The organism is Neorhizobium sp. DAR64862/K0K3, assembly GCF_050500185.1.
Classification (GTDB): domain Bacteria; phylum Pseudomonadota; class Alphaproteobacteria; order Rhizobiales; family Rhizobiaceae; genus Neorhizobium; species Neorhizobium soli.
Genome location: NZ_CP191449.1, coordinates 158867 through 178369 on the forward strand (window position 1 = coordinate 158867; position 19503 = coordinate 178369).

Below are 19503 nucleotides of genomic sequence, written 5' to 3' on the forward strand. Positions count from 1 at the left end.
GCTCGCTGCCTTACGGGATCAGACGGTTTGCGCGCAGATCTTCGAACAGATCGAAGAAGGCGTCGTCGGTCGGCTGATATTCGAGGAAGCCGAGACGACGGCTTTTCGACATGTCGGTGACGACTTCGATAGGGCGTCCGAGATCGGCGTCCGTATGCCAGGGCGATACGAGGCGGTTCATGTCCGGTTCGGCCAGATTGTGGCGTTCGGCAATCGCGCGCCAGATCGCGGCATCCTCGGCCATCTGCTTTTCAAGGGGCTGCACGGTCCCGTCGAAGGTGGCGGGTTCCAGCTCGAACCAAGCGGCGATGCGGCTCCACATCCACTTCCAGCGGAAGACATCGCCATTGACGACGTTGAATTCGCCGTTGGCTGCACCCGGGGTGGTGGAAGCCCAGAGGAGATGGCGGGCGAGAAGGTTGGCGCTGGTCATGTCGGTCAGCCCCTCCCACTGCATCTCGACGCCCGGGAAGCGGAAGGGGCGGCCGGTGTGCTTGCAGATGGCAGCGTAGACGGCAAGCGTCGTGCCCATGTTCATGGCATTGCCGACAGCCTTGCCGACGATCGTGTGCGGGCGATGGACGCTCCAGGTAAAGCCGTCGCGGGCGGCTGCCGCAAACACTTCGTCTTCCTGGGCGTAGTAGAAATTATCAACCTCAAGCCGGCCCTGTTCCTCGCGGAACGGCGTCTGCGGCAGGGCGCCCTTGCCGTAGTTCTCGAACGGTCCGAGGTAATGCTTGAGGCCCGTCACCAGCGCCACGTGCTTGACCGAGCCTGCCGGAGACAGCGCGTCGAGGACGTTGCGTACCATCGACGAATTGACGCGGATGTTTTCGGCTTCCGTCGACTGCCGCAGCCAGCTCGAGATGAACACATGCGAGGGATCAAGACCCGCCAGCGCTTTCGAAAGCGAGGCCGGATCGAGAAGATCCGCGGCCACCGGTGTCACGTTCGTCTGCTGCTGCGGTGTGCGCGACAGGCCGAGAACCTGCCAGCCGTCGTCGCCCAGAACCTTTGCTGTTGCGCTGCCGACAATGCCGCTTGCGCCCACGATCAATGCTTTTTTTGTCATAATTGCTCCTGTCGTTCTGAGCCTGATCTAGTGTCTTGCGGCAGACTGTGCCAGAAGGCACCCGAATGGGACATAGGCACCCTGACGTAACCAGATGGGGAACAGATCATGCAGCCAGGCTCACCTGACAACGAATGGCGCGAAGACTGCGCACCGCGCCGCGTCCTCGACCTTTTCTCCTCGAAATGGACGAGCATGATCCTGCATGTGCTCGATACGCGGCTGGAGGGCTGTGCGCGGACCGGCGTTCTGCTGCGCAGCCTGCCCGGCATTTCCAAGAAGATGCTGACCCAGACCCTGCGCGACATGGAAGCCTCGGGTCTTGTCATCAGGCGCGTCTATGGCACGGTGCCCCCGGCAGTCGACTATACGCTGACGCCGCTCGGCAAGCGTTTCGTCGAGCTGATCGATCTGCTCTACGGTTGGGGTCGAGACAATGCCGATGCGCTGGACGCGCTCAAAGCGAAGAAGGGCGAGGGAGCCTAGATCAGGGATTGGGCCTCCCAGTTCGGATGGAACGATGGTGGCCGGCCCGTGTTCTCCTTGGAACAAGGGAGACTTGCTATGTCAGACCACAAAGACGTCGACCCCGCAGCCGATACGGCTTCCAAGGAAGCGACCCGGTTCGGCAGCAGCCAGCCCAAGGTGTCCGAACAGTCAAGGGATAGCATCCACCCGGCCGCCGATGCGGCTGAGGATGTACAGGCTGACCACAAGGTCGAGAAGAGCTTTGGTACCGGCGAGGATGGGTCAGTGCGCAAGACGGATGCGGCAACCGTCGAACTCAATCGCGCCCGCAAGGCGGCTGGAGCCGAAGGCTCCGGCGTCCCGAGCGATCATGAGGCCGACGCCGGCGACATCGGCGGCTGAGACTTCCACCCGCGGTCGCCGCGGGTGAGAGACTACTGGATATGCGGCGGCGCCTCTTCGCGCGCCGCGATCCGGCCGGCGAGTTCGCCGATGCGGCGGATCGCTCCCTCCAGCACATCATCAGGCACCGTGAGCGATATGCGCAGAAAGCCTGCCGCCTGATCGCCGAAGGATGTGCCGGGCATGACTGCCACCTTTTCCTCGCGCAGCAGTTCCCAAGCAAATTCCTCGCCACCGAGGCCTGTTGCCGTCACGTCGAGCAGGATGAACATCCCACCTTCCGGCATCATCGGCTTGACCAGATTGTTGCCCTTCAGCACAGTTTCGACGATCGCGGCGCGCCTGTGATAATTGGCGCGCATCACGTCGGCTGTCGGGAAGTTTTCAGACAGCGCCATGGCGGTCATGTCGGCAATGAAGGGCTGCACGCCGAACAGCATGATTTCAGACACCGGCAGCAGACGTTCGCAAAATTCCTCCGGGCCGGCTGCCCAGCCGGATCGGAAACCGGGTGCCGCATGCGACTTGGAGATGGACGAGACCACGATCGTGCGCTCCGCCAGTTCCGCCATGTCAAAGGGTGAGGCAAAGCTGGTGCCGTCGAAGATCAGCTGTTCATAAACCTCGTCGCAGATGATCCAGAGATCGTGCTTGCGGCAGATCTCGCCGATCCTTGCGATTTCGGAGGCTGACAGAACGGCACCGGTCGGGTTGTGCGGCGTGTTCAGAAGCAGCACGCGTGCTTCCGGCGTCACGGCCCGTTCCAGATCGTCCGGCTGCATGTGGAATTTCTTCTCCGGCCGCAGCGGCACGGGGATCATATGGGCGCCGGTGGAGGCAATCACGCCTTCATAGGTCGCGTAAAGCGGATCGCCGACCAGCACGCCATCGCCAGCGCCAACCAGACCGGTCATGACGCAGTAGAGCGCGCTCTGGGTGCCGGGAAAGCAGAGGAAATTCTTTTCCGTCACGCTGCTGCGGCGTTTCGAATATTTCGCAACAAGCGCCTTCAGCGTATCCGGCTCGCCTCTTCCGTTGGAATAGCGGGTACGGCCGGCATACATGGCGCGCGCGGCTTCATCCAGCAGCGCCTTGTCGGGCACGACGTCAGGCTCGCCGATCGTCAGCTCGACCACGTCCTCCCCCTCGGCCTTCATGCGCCTTGCGGTCAGATGCAGCGCCCAGCGGCCTGAACCGAGATGGGCGAGACGGTCGGTGATCGTGGCATAGCGCATGAATAGGCCTCATGTTCGAGGATTAGGATGGGCCGCCTCTAGCAAATACGCCGCGCCGGAGCAAATGGCGCGGCGATGGTGCTGGCGCTCAATCCTTGTTTCCCGTCCGGTAACGACCGCCCACATGCCGGGCCGGCAGTCTCAGTGCACCGAACAGCTTTTCGCGCAGCGTGCCCTCGCGATAGCCGGTCTTGTAGACACCGCGTTCCTGCAGAATGGGGATCACCAGCTCGATCACGTCGTCGAAACATTCCGGCACCACGGTGCGCGACAGGTTGAAGCCGTCGACATCGGCTTTCTCCATCCACTCCTGCAGGCGGTCGGCGATCTGTTCGGCGGAGCCCACCATCGGCATCTGGCGGCTGCCGAGAATCATCTGGTCCAGCAGCTTTCGCTTCGTCCATTGCGGTCCGGCGCTACGGGTCATCGCCTCGACATTGGAGACGATGGCATCGCTTTTGCCGGTCTGGATCGGTTCGTCGAGATCATAGCGCGCAAAATCGATGCCGAGCGATGCGCTGGCATGGACAAGTGCTGCCTCGGAACTGGCATGGCTGCGATAATCCTCGAACTTCTCCTGCGCTTCCTTTTCCGTGCGGCCGGTGATGATCGTTGCGCCAACAAAGACTTTGAGATCATCGGCGGTTCGGCCTCCGGCAATCGCGCGGGAGCGAATATCGTCGACGAGGTCGCGCACGCCTTCCATCTTCTGGCCGTTGACGAAAACGCACTCGGCATGGGTGGCCGCAAACGCGCGGCCGCGGGTGGAGGAGCCGGCCTGATAGAGAACCGGCGTTCTCTGCGGGGAGGGGGCGGAAAGATGCATCGCGTCCAGCCGGTACTGCCGGCCTTCGTGGCTGATCTTTCGAACCTTGGCCGGGTCGGCGTAGACACCGGCGGCGCGGTCGAACACGACGGCATCGTCGTCCCAGCTGCCTTCCAGCAGCTTGTAGATCACGTCCATATATTCGTCGGCGAGATCGTAGCGGTCGTCATGCGCCATTTGCGCGTCGAGGCCGATCGCTTTCGCCGCGCTGTCGAGATAGCCCGTCACGATATTCCAGCCGATCCGACCACCGGTCAGGTGATCGAGCGTCGACATGCGGCGGGCAAACAGGAAGGGTTGCTCGTAGGTGAGGTTCGCCGTCACACCGAAGGAGAGGTGCTTCGTCACCGCCGCCATGGCCGGCACCAGCAGCATGGGATCGTTGACCGGCACCTGCACGGCGCCCCTCAAGGCCGCATCCGGGCTTTCGCCGTAGACGTCGTAGACGCCCACCACGTCGGCCAGGAAAATCCCGTCGAACAGGCCGGCCTCCAGCCGTTTGGCGTAATCCGTCCAGTAGGCAAGCTCGGTGTAACGGTTGGACTGGTCGCGCGGATGCGTCCACAATCCGTGCTGGATATGGCTGACACAGTTCATGTCGAAGGCGTTGAATCGGATTTCGCGCAAAGAGCATTCCCCCGCGTTGCAGATCTGGTGCGTCTCTTATAAGTTCCTATCGTCCACTATAGAAGACGATCGTTCGGAGGCAAGCGGATAAAGCCATGGAAGCAGATGTTGGAGATGCCATTGCATCGCGTCTCAGAACGGAACGCGAGACACGCAAATGGTCGCTTGCGGACCTCGCCGAACGCTCCGGCGTGTCGAAGGCGATGATCAGCAAGATCGAGCGTGGCGAGGCCAGTCCATCGGCCGCCGTGCTCGGCCGGCTGTCCGGCGCTTTCGGCCTGCCGCTGTCGGTGCTTCTGGCACTGGCGGAAGGCGGCGAGGAGCGGCTCCGCGTCCAGTCCGGCCAGCCGGTCTGGACCGATCCCGAGACCGGCTATACCCGCCGGGCCCTGTCGCCGCCCAATGCGCCGCTCGAACTGATCGAGGTTCTGCTGCCGCCTGCCGTGCGCGTTCCCTATCCGGCCTCCGCCTTCGCCTTCCAGCATCAGCAGATCTGGCTTCTCGCGGGCGCGCTCGATTTTATCGAAGGCACGGTGCTGCATTCTTTGAAGGAGGGCGATTGTCTCATGCTGGGGCCGCCCGCCGACTGCGTCTTTTTCAATCCCGGTAAGGTCCCGGCGCGTTACGTTGTGGCGCTTTCCCGAAGGTAACGGAGCAGAACGGCAGACGTGAAAAAGGCGCTTCCCGAAGGAAGCGCCAGTTGGGGAGATTGTGACTTTGCCGGTCGCGCTGATGGATGCGACCTACAAGTCCGTGAACACGAACCCCTGGCGGTTTGTTCCCGCAGAAAGTGTGAAATCCTTTTCTTTCCCGGAACGATCCGATATCCTGTCGGTTACACCGCAAGAACGGATCGAAGCCTGGGAGGAGGATGCGATGCTGGGATTGGGTCATTTCTGGAAACGGGTGCAGGCCCGCAAGGCGGAAACGGCAACGCCTGAGTTTGCCGATCGCAGTGATGCCGGCCGGCAGCTGGCCGAGGCACTGCAAATCTCACAATCCTTGTCCTCTGTCGCCGGCGATCCCGTGGTGGTCGCCGTGCCGCGCGGCGGCGTGCCGGTGGCGTTCGAAGTGGCGCAGCGGCTTGGACTGCATCTCGATCTCTTGATCCTGCGCAGGATCGCTGCCCCCGGCCACCCGGAATTTAGCATCGGCGCCGTGGTCGACGCCAAAGAACCAATCGTCCATATCGACGAGGCAAGCGTGCGGCGTTTTCCCCTGCCTCCTGGTTATCTTAACGAGGAGCGGCAGCATCAGATCGCCGAGGTCGACCGCCATCACCGCATGTATTTCGGCGAGGATCACGCCGACGAGCACGATCTTGCCGGGCGTCACGTCATTCTGATCGATGAGGGGCTTTCCGATGCCGGGTCGATGGAGGTCAGCATCCACGCGCTCAGGCAGCTGGGTGTCGCGATCATTACCCTTGCCGTACCGGTCGCCTCGCAGGACACGCTCGATGCAATCAGGGACAAGGTTGAAGACGTGGTCTGCCTGTCGATCACGCCATCATTCGGCGATGTCGGTGACCACTACAAGGATTTCCTGAAAACCACCGATCAGGATGTCGTCCGGCTGCTCAAGGAAGCCAGACGGTCGGAGCGGTTGCTCAACTAGATTTCAATCGTCGCCAACAACGGCAAGTGGTCGGATGCCCGCCGCGTCAGCGGTGTCGAGACCACTTCCGCATCGATCACCTTGATGCTGTCGGAAACAAAGATGTGGTCGAGCCGAAGCAGCGGAAAGCGGGACGGAAACGTTGCCCGCCACGGTTTGACAAGCGCCGTCTGCACATCGGTCAGGCGCTTGGCCGCATGCCGGTAGGTCCTCGTGATCGGTGTCGAGTTGAAGTCGCCGATCAGGATGCGCGCCGGGTTTTCCTTCTCGAGGCCGCCGAGCCAGTCCGGGCCCGTCAGCTCCGTCATCTGCGCCATCCGGTCTTTACCGCGGAGTCCGAGATGGGTGTTGAAGACCTGCAGCGGTTTGCCACCGACGTCGATTTCCACCCAGACTGCGCCGCGCTGCTCGCCGATCGAGGAAAGCATGTCGGCCTTGATCACTTTCAGCGGCAGGGATGTCAGAATGGCGTCGCCGTAGCGTTCCTCGGCCACATGCAGCGCCGCGTGAAAATGGTAGTCCATCTCCACCTCGCGGGCGATGATATCGACCTGATCGACGCCACCGGTGCGCGAGCGGCCGACATCCAGTTCCTGCAGGCCGATAATATCAGGCTTCAACTCCGAGATGACGTCGGCGATCCGCGCGGGATCGAGCCGTCGATCGGTGCCGATGCAGCTATGCACGTTGTAGCTCAGAATTTTCAGGCGGCGCCGGGAGGAAGTTTGAGGCGAGGTGTCGGAGGGCGGTTTGGGAAGCGCATCGATCATAGCGCGGGAACACCTTGGACAGTCATTTCGTTCCACCCTGCACAGCATGAATGGAGATGGAATGAAGATCTGGCGGCCCCTCATCAAATGTCTTGTGGTTGCCGCGGTCTGCCTTGCCGCACTCCTCGTCTACCGCAGCCTGCAACGCTACACATGGGACGAAATCGAGGAGTCCGTGCTGTCCATCGCCGGCATTCGGTTGGTGGCCGCGTTCGGCTTCGTCATTCTCTCCTATGCCTGCCTTGGCATGTTCGATGCGCTTGGCGTGCGCTATGCGGGCAAGCCGCTTGCCTACCATAAGACGGCACTCGCATCCTTCACAAGCCTGTCGATCGGCCACAATGTCGGCATGGCAGCGCTCAGCAGCGGCGCGGTCCGTTACCGGTTCTACTCCCGCTGGGGCCTTCAGCCTCAGGACATCGCAAAGGTCATCGTGTTTTGCGGCGCGACTGTTGGGTTGGGGCTTGCCACACTGGGCGGCATTGCCATGCTGCTCGATGTCAATGGATCGGACGACTTCTTCGGCCTTGGCAGGGGAGAGAGGGCCGCCATCGGCGTCGCCTGTCTGGCCGTGCCGGCTGCCTATCTACTGCTTTGCGCTTTCGTGCGCCGGCCGTTGCCCGTCCGCTCCTGGCGTTTCACGCCGCCGGATCTGTCGCTCGCGATCGGCCAGATCATCGTCGGCACACTGAATTTCCTCTGTGTCGCCTCCGCGATCCGCCAGCTGCTGCTTGCGTTTACCGATGTCGGATTCCTGCAGGTCGCCAGCGCCTACGTGACCGCAAATCTCGGCGCGCTGGTCAGCCACGTGCCGGGCGGTCTCGGCGTGCTGGAAGCGGTCATGCTGAACCTGTTGCCGGGCACATCGGCGATCGGGGCACTGATCGCCTTCCGCGTCCTCTACTTCTTCGTGCCGCTCGCGATCGGCGTACCGGTGCTGATCGCAAGCGAGGCCTATTACCGGCGTCAGGGAAGTGCCTATTCAGGCCGCGCGGCGGAAGGAAAGGCGTGAAAACAGCTTCCTGATCCCGGACTTGATCTCCGGGATCGGCCAGAACGGCTGTTTCGGATCGACAATGCCGGTGCCGATCAGCGAGGTGATCTCGCCCTTCAGCGTATCCACCTCGAACGGCCGCAGGCAACGTGGGTTGACGTTCAGGATGTCGATCGCCGCCAGCATCGATCCGGTCTGCTGAATGATGCGGGACACGTCTTCCTTGTTGGCGCAGAGATGCTCGGCCAGAAGATCGTCGCGCAGATCAAGGATTGCCTTTTGCGACGCAGCCTCGACGGTCTCGAGCGCGATATCGCATTCCGTATCGAGCCCTTCCGACCGGTTGTTGAGATTGGACGAGCCAACCCGCACGAAGCGGTCGTCGACCACGATCAGCTTGGAATGAACAATGATCTCGCGATCGTTGCCATCGGCATCCGGGGTCGTGGCGTAGTAGATCCGCAGCCGGCCGTAGCGATCCGCGCGCTTCAGGCGGCGGATCAGGCGGGTGCGGTTGTTGCCCATCATCAGCTTTTCGAGAAAGCCGTGGGATTCGCGCGTCACGATGATGACGATTTCCGGGCCCTGCGCTGCCTTGAGCTTGCGGGCAAGCGTGCGCGCCACGCCGAAGGAGGCGAGATACTGCGTCTCGATATAGAGGTGCCGCTCGGCTGCCTTCAGCGCATCATGGGTGAGCTTGATCGCCTCGCGATGACCGCGGCGACCCTTCCATTTCCAGGGTTCGGTCAGCGCAAGTCCGCTGCGGCAATTCGTGAGATTGGGTTCGAGATCCTGCGGCCAGGCGGCTTCGCCCGCAACCGTGACCGGTTCGAGCTCGATCTTCGTCACCTTTTTCCAGCGCCGGCGCGTCACGTCGCCGATCAGCCGGGCGATATCGCCGGTGACGATCGTCTGCATGTCGTGAACGGGACCATAGGTCGTGCCGTCGGGGGAGGTCCGAGCCGGGTTGATGCAGGCATGCCCGCGGTCGTCCCAGCGGCGCGCGGTCAGATCGATGCCGCCGACAAAGGCGGTCCTGTCGTCGACCACGACGATTTTCTGGTGATGGCTGGCACGCAGCGGATGCTCGAAATCGAAGCGCAATTCGATGCGCGGATGGTCGTTCCAGTCCATCTTGCCGAACATCTTCAGGCTCTTGCCGGAATAGACCGGGCCCATGCCCCAGACGAGAATGCGGATTTCCAGTTCCGGCTTTTCCTCGACCATGCGGCGCAGCGTGGCACCAAGCGTCGGGCAATCAGGGTCGCGCGGACGCAGCTTGATACCAGGGTTGAAGTCCCAGCCGAGGATCATCACGGACCGTTCGGCCTGTTTCAACACGTCGTCCAGGCGCTGGTAGTATTCCTCGCCATCGATCAGGAAGCCGACGCGCTCGGCCTCGGCGCTGCGCCAGACGTTGCGGCCGGGTCGAATGATCGCACGGCCGGATGGCTCCGACCGGCGCCAGGACGAAAGTGCGGAAGAGCCTGTCTGGCTCGGCGAAGTTTTTGAAGAAAAATTAGACACGTCCACCTTTTGACCCCCGTCAATTGCGTGGCCCATTAACGCGCTAAGCTGCAGGATGTTCCAGGGACGCTGGAACATCGCGGACGTTGACGGGTTTACAGTCGTTGCGTACCAAATCGACCCGGGGGAAGACGTAACGAGGAGGACGTGAACATGACGCATGCGCGGGACAATTTCATTACTTGGCTACGCAATGCCCATGCGATGGAGGAACAGGCAGTCACGCTTCTGACAGCTCAGGCACGCCGGATCGAAAGCTACCCGGATCTCAAGGACCGCGTTCTGGAGCATCTCGAGGAAACCCGCGGCCACGTCGCGGCGCTGACCGAGATGCTGGAAAAGTTCGCCGTGACGACGCCGACCTTCAAGGACATGACCGCCAAGCTTGCCGCGACGGCCCAAGGTGTCGGCGGATTGCTGGTCAGCGACGAGGTCATCAAGACCATGACGACTGCCTTCGCATTCGAACACACGGAAATCGCCACCTATAAGGTGCTGATTGCCGCTGCCGACGAACTGGACGAACCGGAAGCCGTCGCCGTCTTCGAACACATCCTGTCCGAGGAAGAAGACATGGCGGAATGGCTGAACGACAATATCGACAGCATCACGCGGATATTCCTGATGCGCGACGAGCGGGATCTCCAGGCGAAGCGGTAGTAGACGCCTCTGCTTCAGTCCTGACTTTTCAGAAGACCTGACAGGTCCAGCCGATGCTGGAGGGCGCCTTCGTCGCAGGCGCCGTGCTGGTAGAGATCGATGATCTCGGCCGCGAGGTTCTTTGCCGCCGTGCTTTCGCCAGACAAGCCGCGTTCGGCGCAGGCGGCATCGAAGACGTGCTGCAGGAAATCCAGTTCCCGCGGTTCCATTGCCGCATTGAATGCAGGTGTATTCATCTGTGGCCTCCCGTCGTGGAATGGATGTTGGGGGAGATCGCTCTGATGTCTTCCCGTCGCCGGCGGCCTTCGATTGTGCCGACGATGGGTGAAGTCTAAGCAAACTCCCCCCCGTTGCAAAGGGAGGGAGAAGGTTAAATTCCTGTAATGACGGGATTGTCAGTGAGCGCGCCGCAGCGCGTGAACGCCCCGTCATTCCGGATGGTTTCGTCAGCCTGCCGGCTTCATCGACTGGACCACGGTCGGCCACAGTTCCGAAACGGTGGGGTGGATAGGCACGGCCCAGCGCAGGGCATCATAAGTCGCGCCGGCATTCATCATGTCCAGCACGCCGTGGATCGCCTCGTCGCCGCCGGTGCCGAGAAGGGCGGCGCCCAGGATCTTTTTCGTCTGCGCATCGGCCACGATCTTCATCAGGCCGATCGTCTCGCCCTTTTCCACGGCGCGTCCCACCTGGCTCATCGGCCGCGTGCCGACGAGAACCTTGTGGCCAGCCTTCACCGCCTGGTGTTCGGTCATGCCGACACGGCCGAGCGGCGGGTCGGTATAGAGCGCATACCCGAGCAGACGGTCGGAGACCTTGCGGCTTTCGCCATCGAACAGATTGGCCGCAACGATCTCGAAATCATTGTAGGCGGTGTGGGTAAACGCTCCGCGGCCGTTGCAGTCGCCCATCGCCCAGATGCCCGCGACATTGGTCGACAGATCGTCTCCTACCTGGATATAGCCGCGCTCGTCGAGCGTCACACCCACCTTGTCGAGCCCGAGATCGTCGGTATTGGGACGGCGTCCGACCGCGAGTAGCACATCGGAGCCGATGACTTCAGGCGCGCCTTCGTCGCAACTGATGCCGACTGCGATACCGTCGTTGGTCTTCCTGAAACGGATACATTCGGCGCCGGTCCTGATGACGATCCCTTCGGCTTCCAGCATCTCATGGATGGATTGCGAGATCTCCGCATCCTCGCGGCTGACGATACGCTCGCCGCGCTCCACGACGGTTACCTTCGCGCCGAAGCGGCGATACATCTGCGCATATTCAAGCCCGATATAACTGCCGCCGATGATCACCAGATGCTCCGGCACCCTGTCCAGCCCGACGATGTCGCTGTTGGTCATATAGGGGATGTCGTCGACGCCCTCGAAATCCGGAATGGTGGCGCGGGCGCCGACATTCAGGAAAATCTGCGGCGCCGTCAGCAACTCGTCGCCGACGCGGATCGTGTCGGCAATTTCGAAGCGCGCATGCCCGCGGATCAGCGTGCAGTGGGGCATCTTCTCCAGCCAGCTTTCGTTGCTGCCGCGGCTGTCCATCGTCACTTTCAACGCCCGCCGCATCACAGCCGGCATGTCGACCGTCACCTCGCCACCGATGCCGATGCCGTAATCAGCGCTGCGGCGGGCAAGATGCGCGGTGTAGGCGCTTGCCACCAGCGTCTTGGTCGGCTTGCAGCCGGTGTTGACGCAGGTGCCGCCCACATGCTTGCGCTCGATGATGGCAACTGTCTTGCCCGCGTCGTTGAAGCGTCCGGCAAGCGATGGCCCCGCCTGTCCGGCACCGATGATGATCGCGTCGAATGTCTGCATGATGCTCAGATCTCCGTTAGGCGGCCGGCGTTCCCGGCAAAAGCAGGATGACAATCAGGGCTGCGACGACGGCCACGCCGTCCTCGATAAAGGCTGCCGGTGCATCCTTGCCGAAATGGGCGGCAAGCTTTGCCCGCACTGCGGCGCCACCCAGCGTGCCGATCACGGCGCCGATAATGCCGGAGACGAGGCCGGCCAGCCAGTAGCCGTAGGGCATTCCAATCGCAGCACCCGAGAGCGCGCCGGTCAAGATGCGCGCACCGAATTGCTGCGGCACCTTCCGGCTTGGCGTCGAGGGCAACTGGTCGGTGATGAATTCGACGATGGCGATCAGCGTGAGGATCAGCACGGCCCATTTGGAGCCCATGAAGGCGAGCCAGGTGCCGGAGAGATCGAGCCAGCCGAGACCGGCCGCCCAGCTGACGATCGCCGGTGCCGTCATGGCGCGAAGTCCGGCCACCGCGCCGATGACGAGTGCAAGCATGTAACTCATGATGATTCCCTTTGCCGCCGCCGACGGATGCCGGTGAAAACAAGTCTTCGCAAGTTTTAGTGGAATTCGCCAGTGCCGGATTTTAAGGTGACGACCGAGGACGAGTTGGGAGGAGGAGCCCGGCATCTGGTGAGATACGCAATCCTTGCAGCGGCGGGCGTGGCGGTCATGATCGGTCTGGGCATCTATGTCCAGGGCGCCGGCATGATCGCGAGCGGCTACATGGAGGAGGCGAAGGCGCAGGCCAACACCACGCTGAGGCTTGCCGTTTCCGGTCTCGACGGGCACCTGAAGCGCTACGAGGCGCTGCCGGCCCTGATCGCCGACCAGCAGAATGTCGAGGCTTTCGTGCTCGATCCGTCCAACACAACCCTGCAGGCCGCCACCAACGCCTATTTGAAAGACACCAACGCGCTCCTCAAATCCTCCGACATCTATCTGATGACGATGGACGGGCAGACCATTGCAGCCAGCAACTACGACAGCGACGTCAGTTTCGTTGGCGAGAATTTCTCCTACCGTCCGTATTTCCAGGAAGCTGCAAAGGGCCGCCAGTCTCGCTTTTATGCGCTCGGCACCACGTCGCTCAAACGCGGCTACTACTTCTCGTCGCCGATCGAGATCGCCGGGGTGATCCGCGGCGTCATCGTCTTCAAGGTCGATATCGATCTGGTCGAGGACAGCTGGGGGAAGGGGACCGCCCAAGGCACCGAAGACCGCATCTTCGTTGCCGACCCCGAGGGCATCATCTTCATGACCAGCCGGCCGGAATGGCTCTATGCCACGACCCTGCCGCTGTCGCCGGGGCGCATCGCCCGCACCCAGACCTCGCGGCGCTATGCGGATGCGAAACTGCGCGAGCTGCCGGTGCGGCGCGGCGAATTCGCCGGTCACGAGGTGATGACGATTGCCGACAACGGAGGCGACCGGGAATATCTCGTCGTGTCGCAACCGATGCCCGACGCCGGATGGACCGTCAGCGTGCTGATGGATACCGGGTCCGTGCATGCCCAGGCAAAGACCACCGTCGCTGCCCTGCTTCTCTCCCTCTGTCTCGCCGTCCTCGGGCTTGCCGTCATCCTGCAGCGCCGGGCGCGACTTGCCGAGCGCATGCATCTTCAGGCGGAAGCGCAGAACGCGCTGGAACACCGGGTTGCCGAGCGCACCGCCGATCTTGCCCGCGTCAATGCCCAGATCGAGGAGGAAGTGGCCGAGCGCCGGGCCACCGAACAGCGACTGCGCCAGACCCAGGCCGACCTCATCCAGGCCGGCAAGCTTGCCGGCCTCGGTCAGATGTCGGCGGCACTGTCGCACGAGCTCAACCAGCCGCTTGCGGCCGCGAAAACCTATGCGGAGACGGCCGGCGTGCTGATGGACCTCGACCGCACGGACGAGGCGCGCGACAACGTTAGACGCATTTCGGCGCTGATCGATCGCATGGCCTCGATCAGCAAGCATCTGCGCAACTTTGCCCGCAAGCCGAACGAGAAGCTCGGCGCCGTCTCGCTGCAGGAGGTGATGGACGACACGCTGGAAATCGTCGCGGCGCGGCTGAAGGCGGCCGATGCCGATCTCGTCGTCGACATCCCCGCCAACCTGCCGAAGGTGCGGGCCGGCTCTATCCGTCTGCAGCAGGTTCTGGTCAACGTGATCGGCAATGCGGCAGATGCGGTCGAGGGACTTGCCGACCGGCGCATCGCCGTCTCGGCGTCACGGACCCACGATACCGTGACGGTGCATGTGCGCGATGGCGGGCCGGGTGTGCCGGCATCGATTCGCGAGCGCATCTTCGATCCCTTCTTTACCACCAAGGGCATCGGCAAGGGTCTCGGCCTCGGGTTGTCGATCTCCTACAACATCGTCAAGGATTTCGGTGGTAGCCTTTCCGTCACCGATGATCCCGATGGGGGGGCCGTGTTCACCATCGAGCTCGACATTGCCGATGAAAACCTGATGGAGGCTGCCGAGTGAGCGAAGCAAGGGATGCGGCGCAAAGGGTTTTGCTGGTTGACGACGAAGAGGAGCTGCGCCGATCCACCGCCCAGGCCCTGGAGCTGTTCGGGCTCTCGGTGCAGACCTTTTCCAATGCCGATCATGTTCTCGAACTCGCCGGTTTCGGCTTCGAGGGCGTTATCGTCAGCGATATCCGCATGCCCGGAACAGACGGCATGACGCTTCTGCAGCGGGTGCGCGAACTCGATGCGGAGATCCCGATCATTCTCGTCACCGGCCACGGCGATGTGCAGCTGGCGGTGAAGGCGATGCGCGAGGGCGCCTATGATTTTCTGGAAAAGCCGTTCACGCCGCAGCATCTGGCCGGTGTCATCCGCAGAGCGCTCGATCGCCGCGCGCTGGTCATGGAGAACCGCCGACTGAAGGCGGTGGCCGGCAAGCGCGACGATCTGGAAACCCGCATGCCCGGCCGCACTCAGGTGATGGTTGATCTGCGCTACCGGATCCGCGCGATCGGCGCCACCGATGCCGATACGCTGATTATCGGCGAGACCGGTGCCGGCAAGGAAGTGGTGGCGCGGGCGCTGCACGATGTCAGCCCGCGCGCCAACCGGCCGTTTATCGCCATCAATTGCGCGGCACTTCCGGAAACGCTGATCGAAAGCGAACTGTTCGGCCACGAGGCGGGCGCTTTTCCGGGAGCCATCCGGCCGCGATACGGCAAGTTCGAACATGGCCGCGGCGGCACGATCCTGCTCGACGAGATCGGCTCGATGCCCTTCGACCTGCAGGCGAAATTCCTGCGCGTCCTGCAGGAGCGTGTCATCACAAGGCTCGGCTCGAACGAAACCGTGGCCCTCGATGTCCGCTTTATCGCCACCAGCAAGGTGGATCTGGAGGCGGAAGTCGCGGCCGGCCGGTTCCGGGCTGATCTGCTCTACCGTCTCAACGTCGCGACCATTCATGTGCCGTCACTTCGGGAGCGTCGGGCCGATATCGCGCTCCTGTTTCTGCAGCTGGTTCGCGAAGCCTCCGCCCGCTACGGCCGTGACGATCTCGACGTGCCCGTTGACGTGATCGCGACGATCGGCGACCAGGCCTGGCCCGGCAATGTCCGCGAGTTGCGCAACGCCGCCGACCGGCTGGTGCTGGGTCTCGATCTTCCGTCGACAGATTCCAACGGCAGGCTTCGCGATCCGGCCGGGCGATTGGCCGACAAGGTGGCAGCCTTCGAGCGCAACCTGATCGCCGGAGAAATTGCCGCGCATGGCGGTGCCCTGCGTCCTGTCTACGAATCGCTCGGCATTTCGCGCAAGACGCTCTACGAAAAGATGCAGAAACACGGGCTCGACAAGCGCCTGATCTCGGCCGACCAGATGCTGCAGGACGATCTGAACGGGTGACGGAACATATCCCAAACCCCGCACTGGGTGGATTTCCACCCAGGCTTTGATGTGATTGTTCCCTAATCCACCCATGCTGCATTGCACGCCAGCGATAAACTTAGCAACGCTGCGTCCCGCCTGATTGCGGCCAGTGAAATCACCACTGCAAATGGCACCACGCTGGCGGAGGAGGACTGTTGCCAGCTCACCAGTTTGCATGCTGATTTTCACGCTCGGGAGGACAAATCATGAAAATCGTCAACGCCATGATCGGCGCAACGGCTCTTGCCGCCATTTCGCTGTTTTCGGCTTCTGCCAACGCGCAGGCCTATCCGGAACGCCAGATCACGATGATCGTACCGTTTGCGGCCGGCGGCCCGACCGATACGGTTGCGCGTCTTGTGGCCGAATCCATGTCGCGCGATCTCGGCCAGCAGATCGTCGTCGAAAATGTCGGCGGCGCCGGCGGCTCGCTCGGTGCCGGACGCGTCGCCAATGCGGAAGCGGACGGATACACCGTGCTTTTGCACCATATCGGCATGGCGACCAGCGCCACGCTTTATCGCAAGCTCGCCTATGACACGCTGAACGCGTTCGAATATGTCGGCCTCGTCACGGAAGTGCCGATGACGCTTCTCGCCCGCAAGGACATGGAAGCGACCGATTTCAAGGGACTGATCGAATACGCCAAGGCGAACAAGGACAAGGTGACTGTTGCCAATGCCGGCATCGGCGCTGCCTCGCATCTGTGCGGCATGCTGTTCATGAGCTCGATCGAAACGCCGCTCGTGACCGTTCCCTACAAGGGCACCGGCCCGGCCATGACCGATCTCCTCGGCGGACAGGTCGATATCATGTGCGACCAGACCACCAATACGACAAAGCAGATCCAGGGCGGCACGGTAAAGGCCTACGCCGTCACCTCCGCTGACCGCCTCGACATCCTGAAGGACCTGCCGACCGTCAAGGAAGCCGGTTATCCGCAGATGGAAGTGGGCATCTGGCACGGCATCTACACGCCGAAGGGCACGCCGAAGGAAGCCAACGACAAGCTGTCTGCGGCGCTTAAAGTCGCACTGAAAGACCCGAACGTCGTTGCCCGTTTCGGTGAACTCGGCACCAAGCCTTCACCGGAAGCCGACGCCACGCCTGAGGCGCTGAAGACCAAGCTGGAAAGCGAAATCGCCCGCTGGAAGCCGGTCATCGAGGCAGCCGGCCAGTACGCCGACTGATCTCTCGTCACGGCACTGCCCCTCACCCTGGCCCCTCTCTGGGCAGGGTGAGGGGTTCTGCTCGATCGGCCTTGGAGCCCGCAACCTTTGTCCTTCTCCCCCGCGGGGGAGAAATTGCCGGCAAGCTGATCGCTCAGATCGACCGCTGATCGGCGCGAACGTCTGCAAGGACCCCACCGGCAAGCGACACTCCTGCTAGCGACCATGCCGACCCGCGGCGCAGATCCACAGAGCTCTTCCAATATTTCGGAGCCATCATGAATTCACTCAATATCGACAGGACCAATCTGGTCTGCGGGCTGGCGCTCATGCTGACCGGCCTGTTCTTTGCCTATCAATCGATCGAACTGGAACTCGGCACGGCGCTTCGCATGGGGCCGGGCTATTTTCCGTTCATCCTCGCCTGCGTTCTCGTGCTCTTGGGCGGCGTGATCGTCTTCCAGGCCATTCGCGTTCACGGCGAACCGGTGGGTGCGCTTGCCTGGCGCGGGATGGCCTTCATCCTGCCGGCACCGATCTTCTTTGGTCTCACCGTGCGCGGTTTAGGCTTCGTGCCGGCGATCTTCTTTACGGCGCTGATCGCGGCATTCGCCTCGCACAAGATGAAGCTGTTGATGGCCGTCATCCTGGCGGCTCTGCTCACGGTCTTTTCGGTTCTCGTCTTCAGCTATGGTCTTGGTCTGCCGTTCCGGCGGTTCGGGCCGTGGCTGGGCATGTAAGGGGCTCGGTTCATGGAATTATTCAACAATCTCGCCCTCGGTTTCTCCACCGCCACGTCGATCGAGAACCTGTTCTTCTGCCTCATCGGGGTGCTGCTTGGCACGCTGATCGGCGTCCTGCCCGGCATCGGCGCAACGGCGACGATCGCCATGCTGTTGCCGATCACCTTCCAGCTCGAACCCGTGTCGTCGCTGATCATGCTCGCCGGCATCTACTACGGCGCGCAGTATGGCGGCTCCACCACGGCCATCCTCATCAATATGCCCGGCGAATCTTCGTCGGCGGTCACCGCCATCGACGGTTACCAGATGGCGCGCAAGGGCAAGGCGGGACCGGCGCTTGCCATCGCTGCCATCGGATCGTTCTTTGCCGGCACGGTTTCCACCTTTCTTGTGGCGATCTTCGCGCCGCCGCTGACCTCGATCGCCCTGCAGTTCGGTGCGGCGGAATATTTCTCGCTGATGGTCGTCGGTCTCGTCTCGTCGATCGCGCTTGCTCACGGGTCGATCATCAAGGCGCTCGCCATGGTCTGCCTTGGCCTGCTGCTTGGCCTCGTCGGCACCGATATCTACACCGGCACGCCGCGCTTCACGCTCGGAATCCGGGAATATGCCGACGGCCTGAACTTCGTCGCGGTCGCGGTCGGCGTCTTCGGTATCGCTGAAATCCTGCGCAATCTCGAAAGCGAAAAGACCCGCACCGTGCTGATGGCGAAGGTGTCCAACCTGATGCCGTCGCGCGAGGATTTCAAGGCAATGGTCGGCCCCGTTCTGCGCGGCACGGCGATCGGCTCCGTCCTCGGCATCCTGCCGGGCGGCGGCGCCATCCTTGCGGCGTTCGCCTCCTACACGGTCGAGAAGAAGGTATCGAAACATCCGGAAGAATTCGGCCACGGCGCGGTCGCCGGCGTTGCCGGGCCGGAATCGGCCAACAATGCGGGTGCACAGACCTCGTTCATCCCGCTCCTGACGCTCGGCATTCCGGCCAACCCGGTCATGGCGCTGATGGTCGGCGCGATGATCATCCAGGGCATCGTTCCAGGTCCGAACGTTGCCGTCGAACAGCCGGCGCTGTTCTGGGGCATCATCGCTTCGATGTGGATCGGCAACCTGATGCTGGTGGTCCTCAACCTGCCGCTGATCGGGCTGTGGGTGAAGCTTCTGACGATCCCCTATTACGTCCTCTTCCCGATCATCATGGCGTTCTGCGCCATCGGGGTCTACAGCGTTAATTCCAACGTCTACGATCTCTACGCCGTCGCCTTCTTCGGCCTGCTCGGATACGTGCTTTTGAAGCTGCGCTGCGAGCCGGCACCGCTTCTGCTCGGTTTCGTTCTTGGCCCGCTCCTGGAAGAAAACCTGCGTCGCGCAATGATCCTCTCGCGCGGCGACGCCACCACCTTCATCACCCGCCCCATCAGCGCCGGCCTGCTCGCGCTTGCCGCACTCGTGCTCATCGTCGTCTTCCTGCCCAGCGTCAGGAAGAAGCGCGAAGAGGTGTTCGTTGAGGAGGATTGAGGGGTAGCAACTTTTGGAGGAGGAGAGGGGGACGGCTCCCTTTCCTCATCATTTCTGTGCTTGCCACAGGGATCCCGACAGCCCAGGTCCCTGGGGTGTAAAGACTCCTTTCGCCACGCGGACGCGTGGCGGCTGGCCTACTGTGACAAGCACAAAAATGAGGGGTGGTCTGGGCCGCCGCT

General features: G+C 62.4%; 19 protein-coding genes. 11 read left to right on the forward strand and 8 right to left on the reverse strand.

The window, feature by feature from the left end:
- Positions 1-10 precede the first annotated feature (10 nt).
- Positions 11-1072, reverse strand: a complete 1062-nt coding sequence (locus tag ACQY1L_RS00850) for an SDR family oxidoreductase (protein WP_430242152.1) — start codon at positions 1070-1072, stop codon at positions 11-13.
- Between the two features lie 108 nt (positions 1073-1180).
- Here ACQY1L_RS00850 and ACQY1L_RS00855 point away from each other — a divergent pair, with 108 nt between their 5' ends.
- On the forward strand, positions 1181-1558 hold the full coding sequence (locus tag ACQY1L_RS00855) for a winged helix-turn-helix transcriptional regulator (protein ID WP_062581919.1): 378 nt from the start codon (positions 1181-1183) through the stop codon (positions 1556-1558).
- A gap of 78 nt (positions 1559-1636) precedes the next feature.
- On the forward strand, positions 1637-1942 hold the full coding sequence (locus ACQY1L_RS00860) for a hypothetical protein (RefSeq protein ID WP_092659522.1): 306 nt from the start codon (positions 1637-1639) through the stop codon (positions 1940-1942).
- A gap of 32 nt (positions 1943-1974) precedes the next feature.
- Here ACQY1L_RS00860 and ACQY1L_RS00865 read toward each other — a convergent pair whose 3' ends face one another.
- On the reverse strand, positions 1975-3177 hold the full coding sequence (locus tag ACQY1L_RS00865; protein ID WP_430242155.1) for a pyridoxal phosphate-dependent aminotransferase: 1203 nt from the start codon (positions 3175-3177) through the stop codon (positions 1975-1977).
- A gap of 88 nt (positions 3178-3265) precedes the next feature.
- Positions 3266-4630, reverse strand: coding sequence for an LLM class flavin-dependent oxidoreductase (locus ACQY1L_RS00870; protein WP_430242157.1), 1365 nt, complete (start codon positions 4628-4630; stop codon positions 3266-3268).
- A gap of 95 nt (positions 4631-4725) precedes the next feature.
- Here ACQY1L_RS00870 and ACQY1L_RS00875 point away from each other — a divergent pair, with 95 nt between their 5' ends.
- Complete coding sequence (locus ACQY1L_RS00875; RefSeq protein ID WP_092659526.1) at positions 4726-5280, forward strand: helix-turn-helix domain-containing protein; 555 nt, start codon at positions 4726-4728, stop codon at positions 5278-5280.
- A 61-nt stretch (positions 5281-5341) separates the two neighbouring features.
- Complete coding sequence (locus ACQY1L_RS00880; RefSeq protein ID WP_430242159.1) at positions 5342-6247, forward strand: phosphoribosyltransferase; 906 nt, start codon at positions 5342-5344, stop codon at positions 6245-6247.
- Here ACQY1L_RS00880 and ACQY1L_RS00885 read toward each other — a convergent pair.
- On the reverse strand, positions 6244-7017 hold the full coding sequence (locus ACQY1L_RS00885) for an endonuclease/exonuclease/phosphatase family protein (RefSeq protein WP_062581929.1): 774 nt from the start codon (positions 7015-7017) through the stop codon (positions 6244-6246). The two genes, ACQY1L_RS00880 and ACQY1L_RS00885, sit on opposite strands and share 4 nt — an antisense overlap.
- Before the next feature lie 61 nt (positions 7018-7078).
- Here ACQY1L_RS00885 and ACQY1L_RS00890 point away from each other — a divergent pair, with 61 nt between their 5' ends.
- Positions 7079-8029: a UPF0104 family protein gene (locus ACQY1L_RS00890; RefSeq protein ID WP_430242161.1), complete on the forward strand. Its 951-nt coding sequence runs from the start codon at positions 7079-7081 to the stop codon at positions 8027-8029.
- Here ACQY1L_RS00890 and ACQY1L_RS00895 read toward each other — a convergent pair.
- Entirely contained in the window at positions 8000-9538 is a 1539-nt protein-coding gene (locus ACQY1L_RS00895; protein ID WP_062583051.1) for a phospholipase D-like domain-containing protein, read from the reverse strand. The genes ACQY1L_RS00890 and ACQY1L_RS00895 overlap by 30 nt on opposite strands.
- Before the next feature lie 153 nt (positions 9539-9691).
- Between ACQY1L_RS00895 and ACQY1L_RS00900 the strand changes: the two genes are divergently transcribed.
- Positions 9692-10198, forward strand: a complete 507-nt coding sequence (locus tag ACQY1L_RS00900; protein WP_062461507.1) for a ferritin-like domain-containing protein — start codon at positions 9692-9694, stop codon at positions 10196-10198.
- A 14-nt stretch (positions 10199-10212) separates the two neighbouring features.
- Here the strand turns inward: ACQY1L_RS00900 and ACQY1L_RS00905 are convergent, their stop codons facing one another.
- The 3 genes from ACQY1L_RS00905 to ACQY1L_RS00915 form a co-directional block, all read right to left on the reverse strand.
- The gene (locus ACQY1L_RS00905; RefSeq protein ID WP_062461504.1) at positions 10213-10434 is read right to left on the reverse strand and encodes a hypothetical protein; all 222 of its coding nucleotides are present in this window, start codon (positions 10432-10434) and stop codon (positions 10213-10215) included.
- A gap of 210 nt (positions 10435-10644) precedes the next feature.
- Positions 10645-12024, reverse strand: a complete 1380-nt coding sequence (locus ACQY1L_RS00910) for an FAD-containing oxidoreductase (protein ID WP_430244026.1) — start codon at positions 12022-12024, stop codon at positions 10645-10647.
- Positions 12025-12037: 13 nt separating this feature from the next.
- Positions 12038-12514, reverse strand: coding sequence for a DUF4126 family protein (locus ACQY1L_RS00915; protein ID WP_062461499.1), 477 nt, complete (start codon positions 12512-12514; stop codon positions 12038-12040).
- Between the two features lie 129 nt (positions 12515-12643).
- Between ACQY1L_RS00915 and ACQY1L_RS00920 the strand changes: the two genes are divergently transcribed.
- The 5 genes from ACQY1L_RS00920 (at position 12644) to ACQY1L_RS00940 (ending at position 19321) form a co-directional block, all read left to right on the forward strand.
- Complete coding sequence (locus tag ACQY1L_RS00920) at positions 12644-14485, forward strand: sensor histidine kinase (protein ID WP_430242164.1); 1842 nt, start codon at positions 12644-12646, stop codon at positions 14483-14485.
- Positions 14482-15870, forward strand: a complete 1389-nt coding sequence (locus ACQY1L_RS00925; RefSeq protein WP_184654499.1) for a sigma 54-interacting transcriptional regulator — start codon at positions 14482-14484, stop codon at positions 15868-15870. The genes ACQY1L_RS00920 and ACQY1L_RS00925 overlap by 4 nt, the downstream gene beginning before the upstream one ends.
- A 230-nt stretch (positions 15871-16100) precedes the next feature.
- The gene (locus ACQY1L_RS00930) at positions 16101-17084 is read left to right on the forward strand and encodes a tripartite tricarboxylate transporter substrate-binding protein (protein ID WP_184654498.1); all 984 of its coding nucleotides are present in this window, start codon (positions 16101-16103) and stop codon (positions 17082-17084) included.
- A gap of 257 nt (positions 17085-17341) precedes the next feature.
- Positions 17342-17803, forward strand: a complete 462-nt coding sequence (locus ACQY1L_RS00935) for a tripartite tricarboxylate transporter TctB family protein (RefSeq protein ID WP_430242167.1) — start codon at positions 17342-17344, stop codon at positions 17801-17803.
- 12 nt (positions 17804-17815) lie between these two features.
- Positions 17816-19321 carry a tripartite tricarboxylate transporter permease gene (locus tag ACQY1L_RS00940; protein WP_430242169.1) on the forward strand — a complete coding sequence of 502 codons (1506 nt, stop codon included), beginning with the start codon at positions 17816-17818 and terminating at the stop codon, positions 19319-19321.
- The last annotated feature ends 182 nt before the right edge of the window (positions 19322-19503 follow it).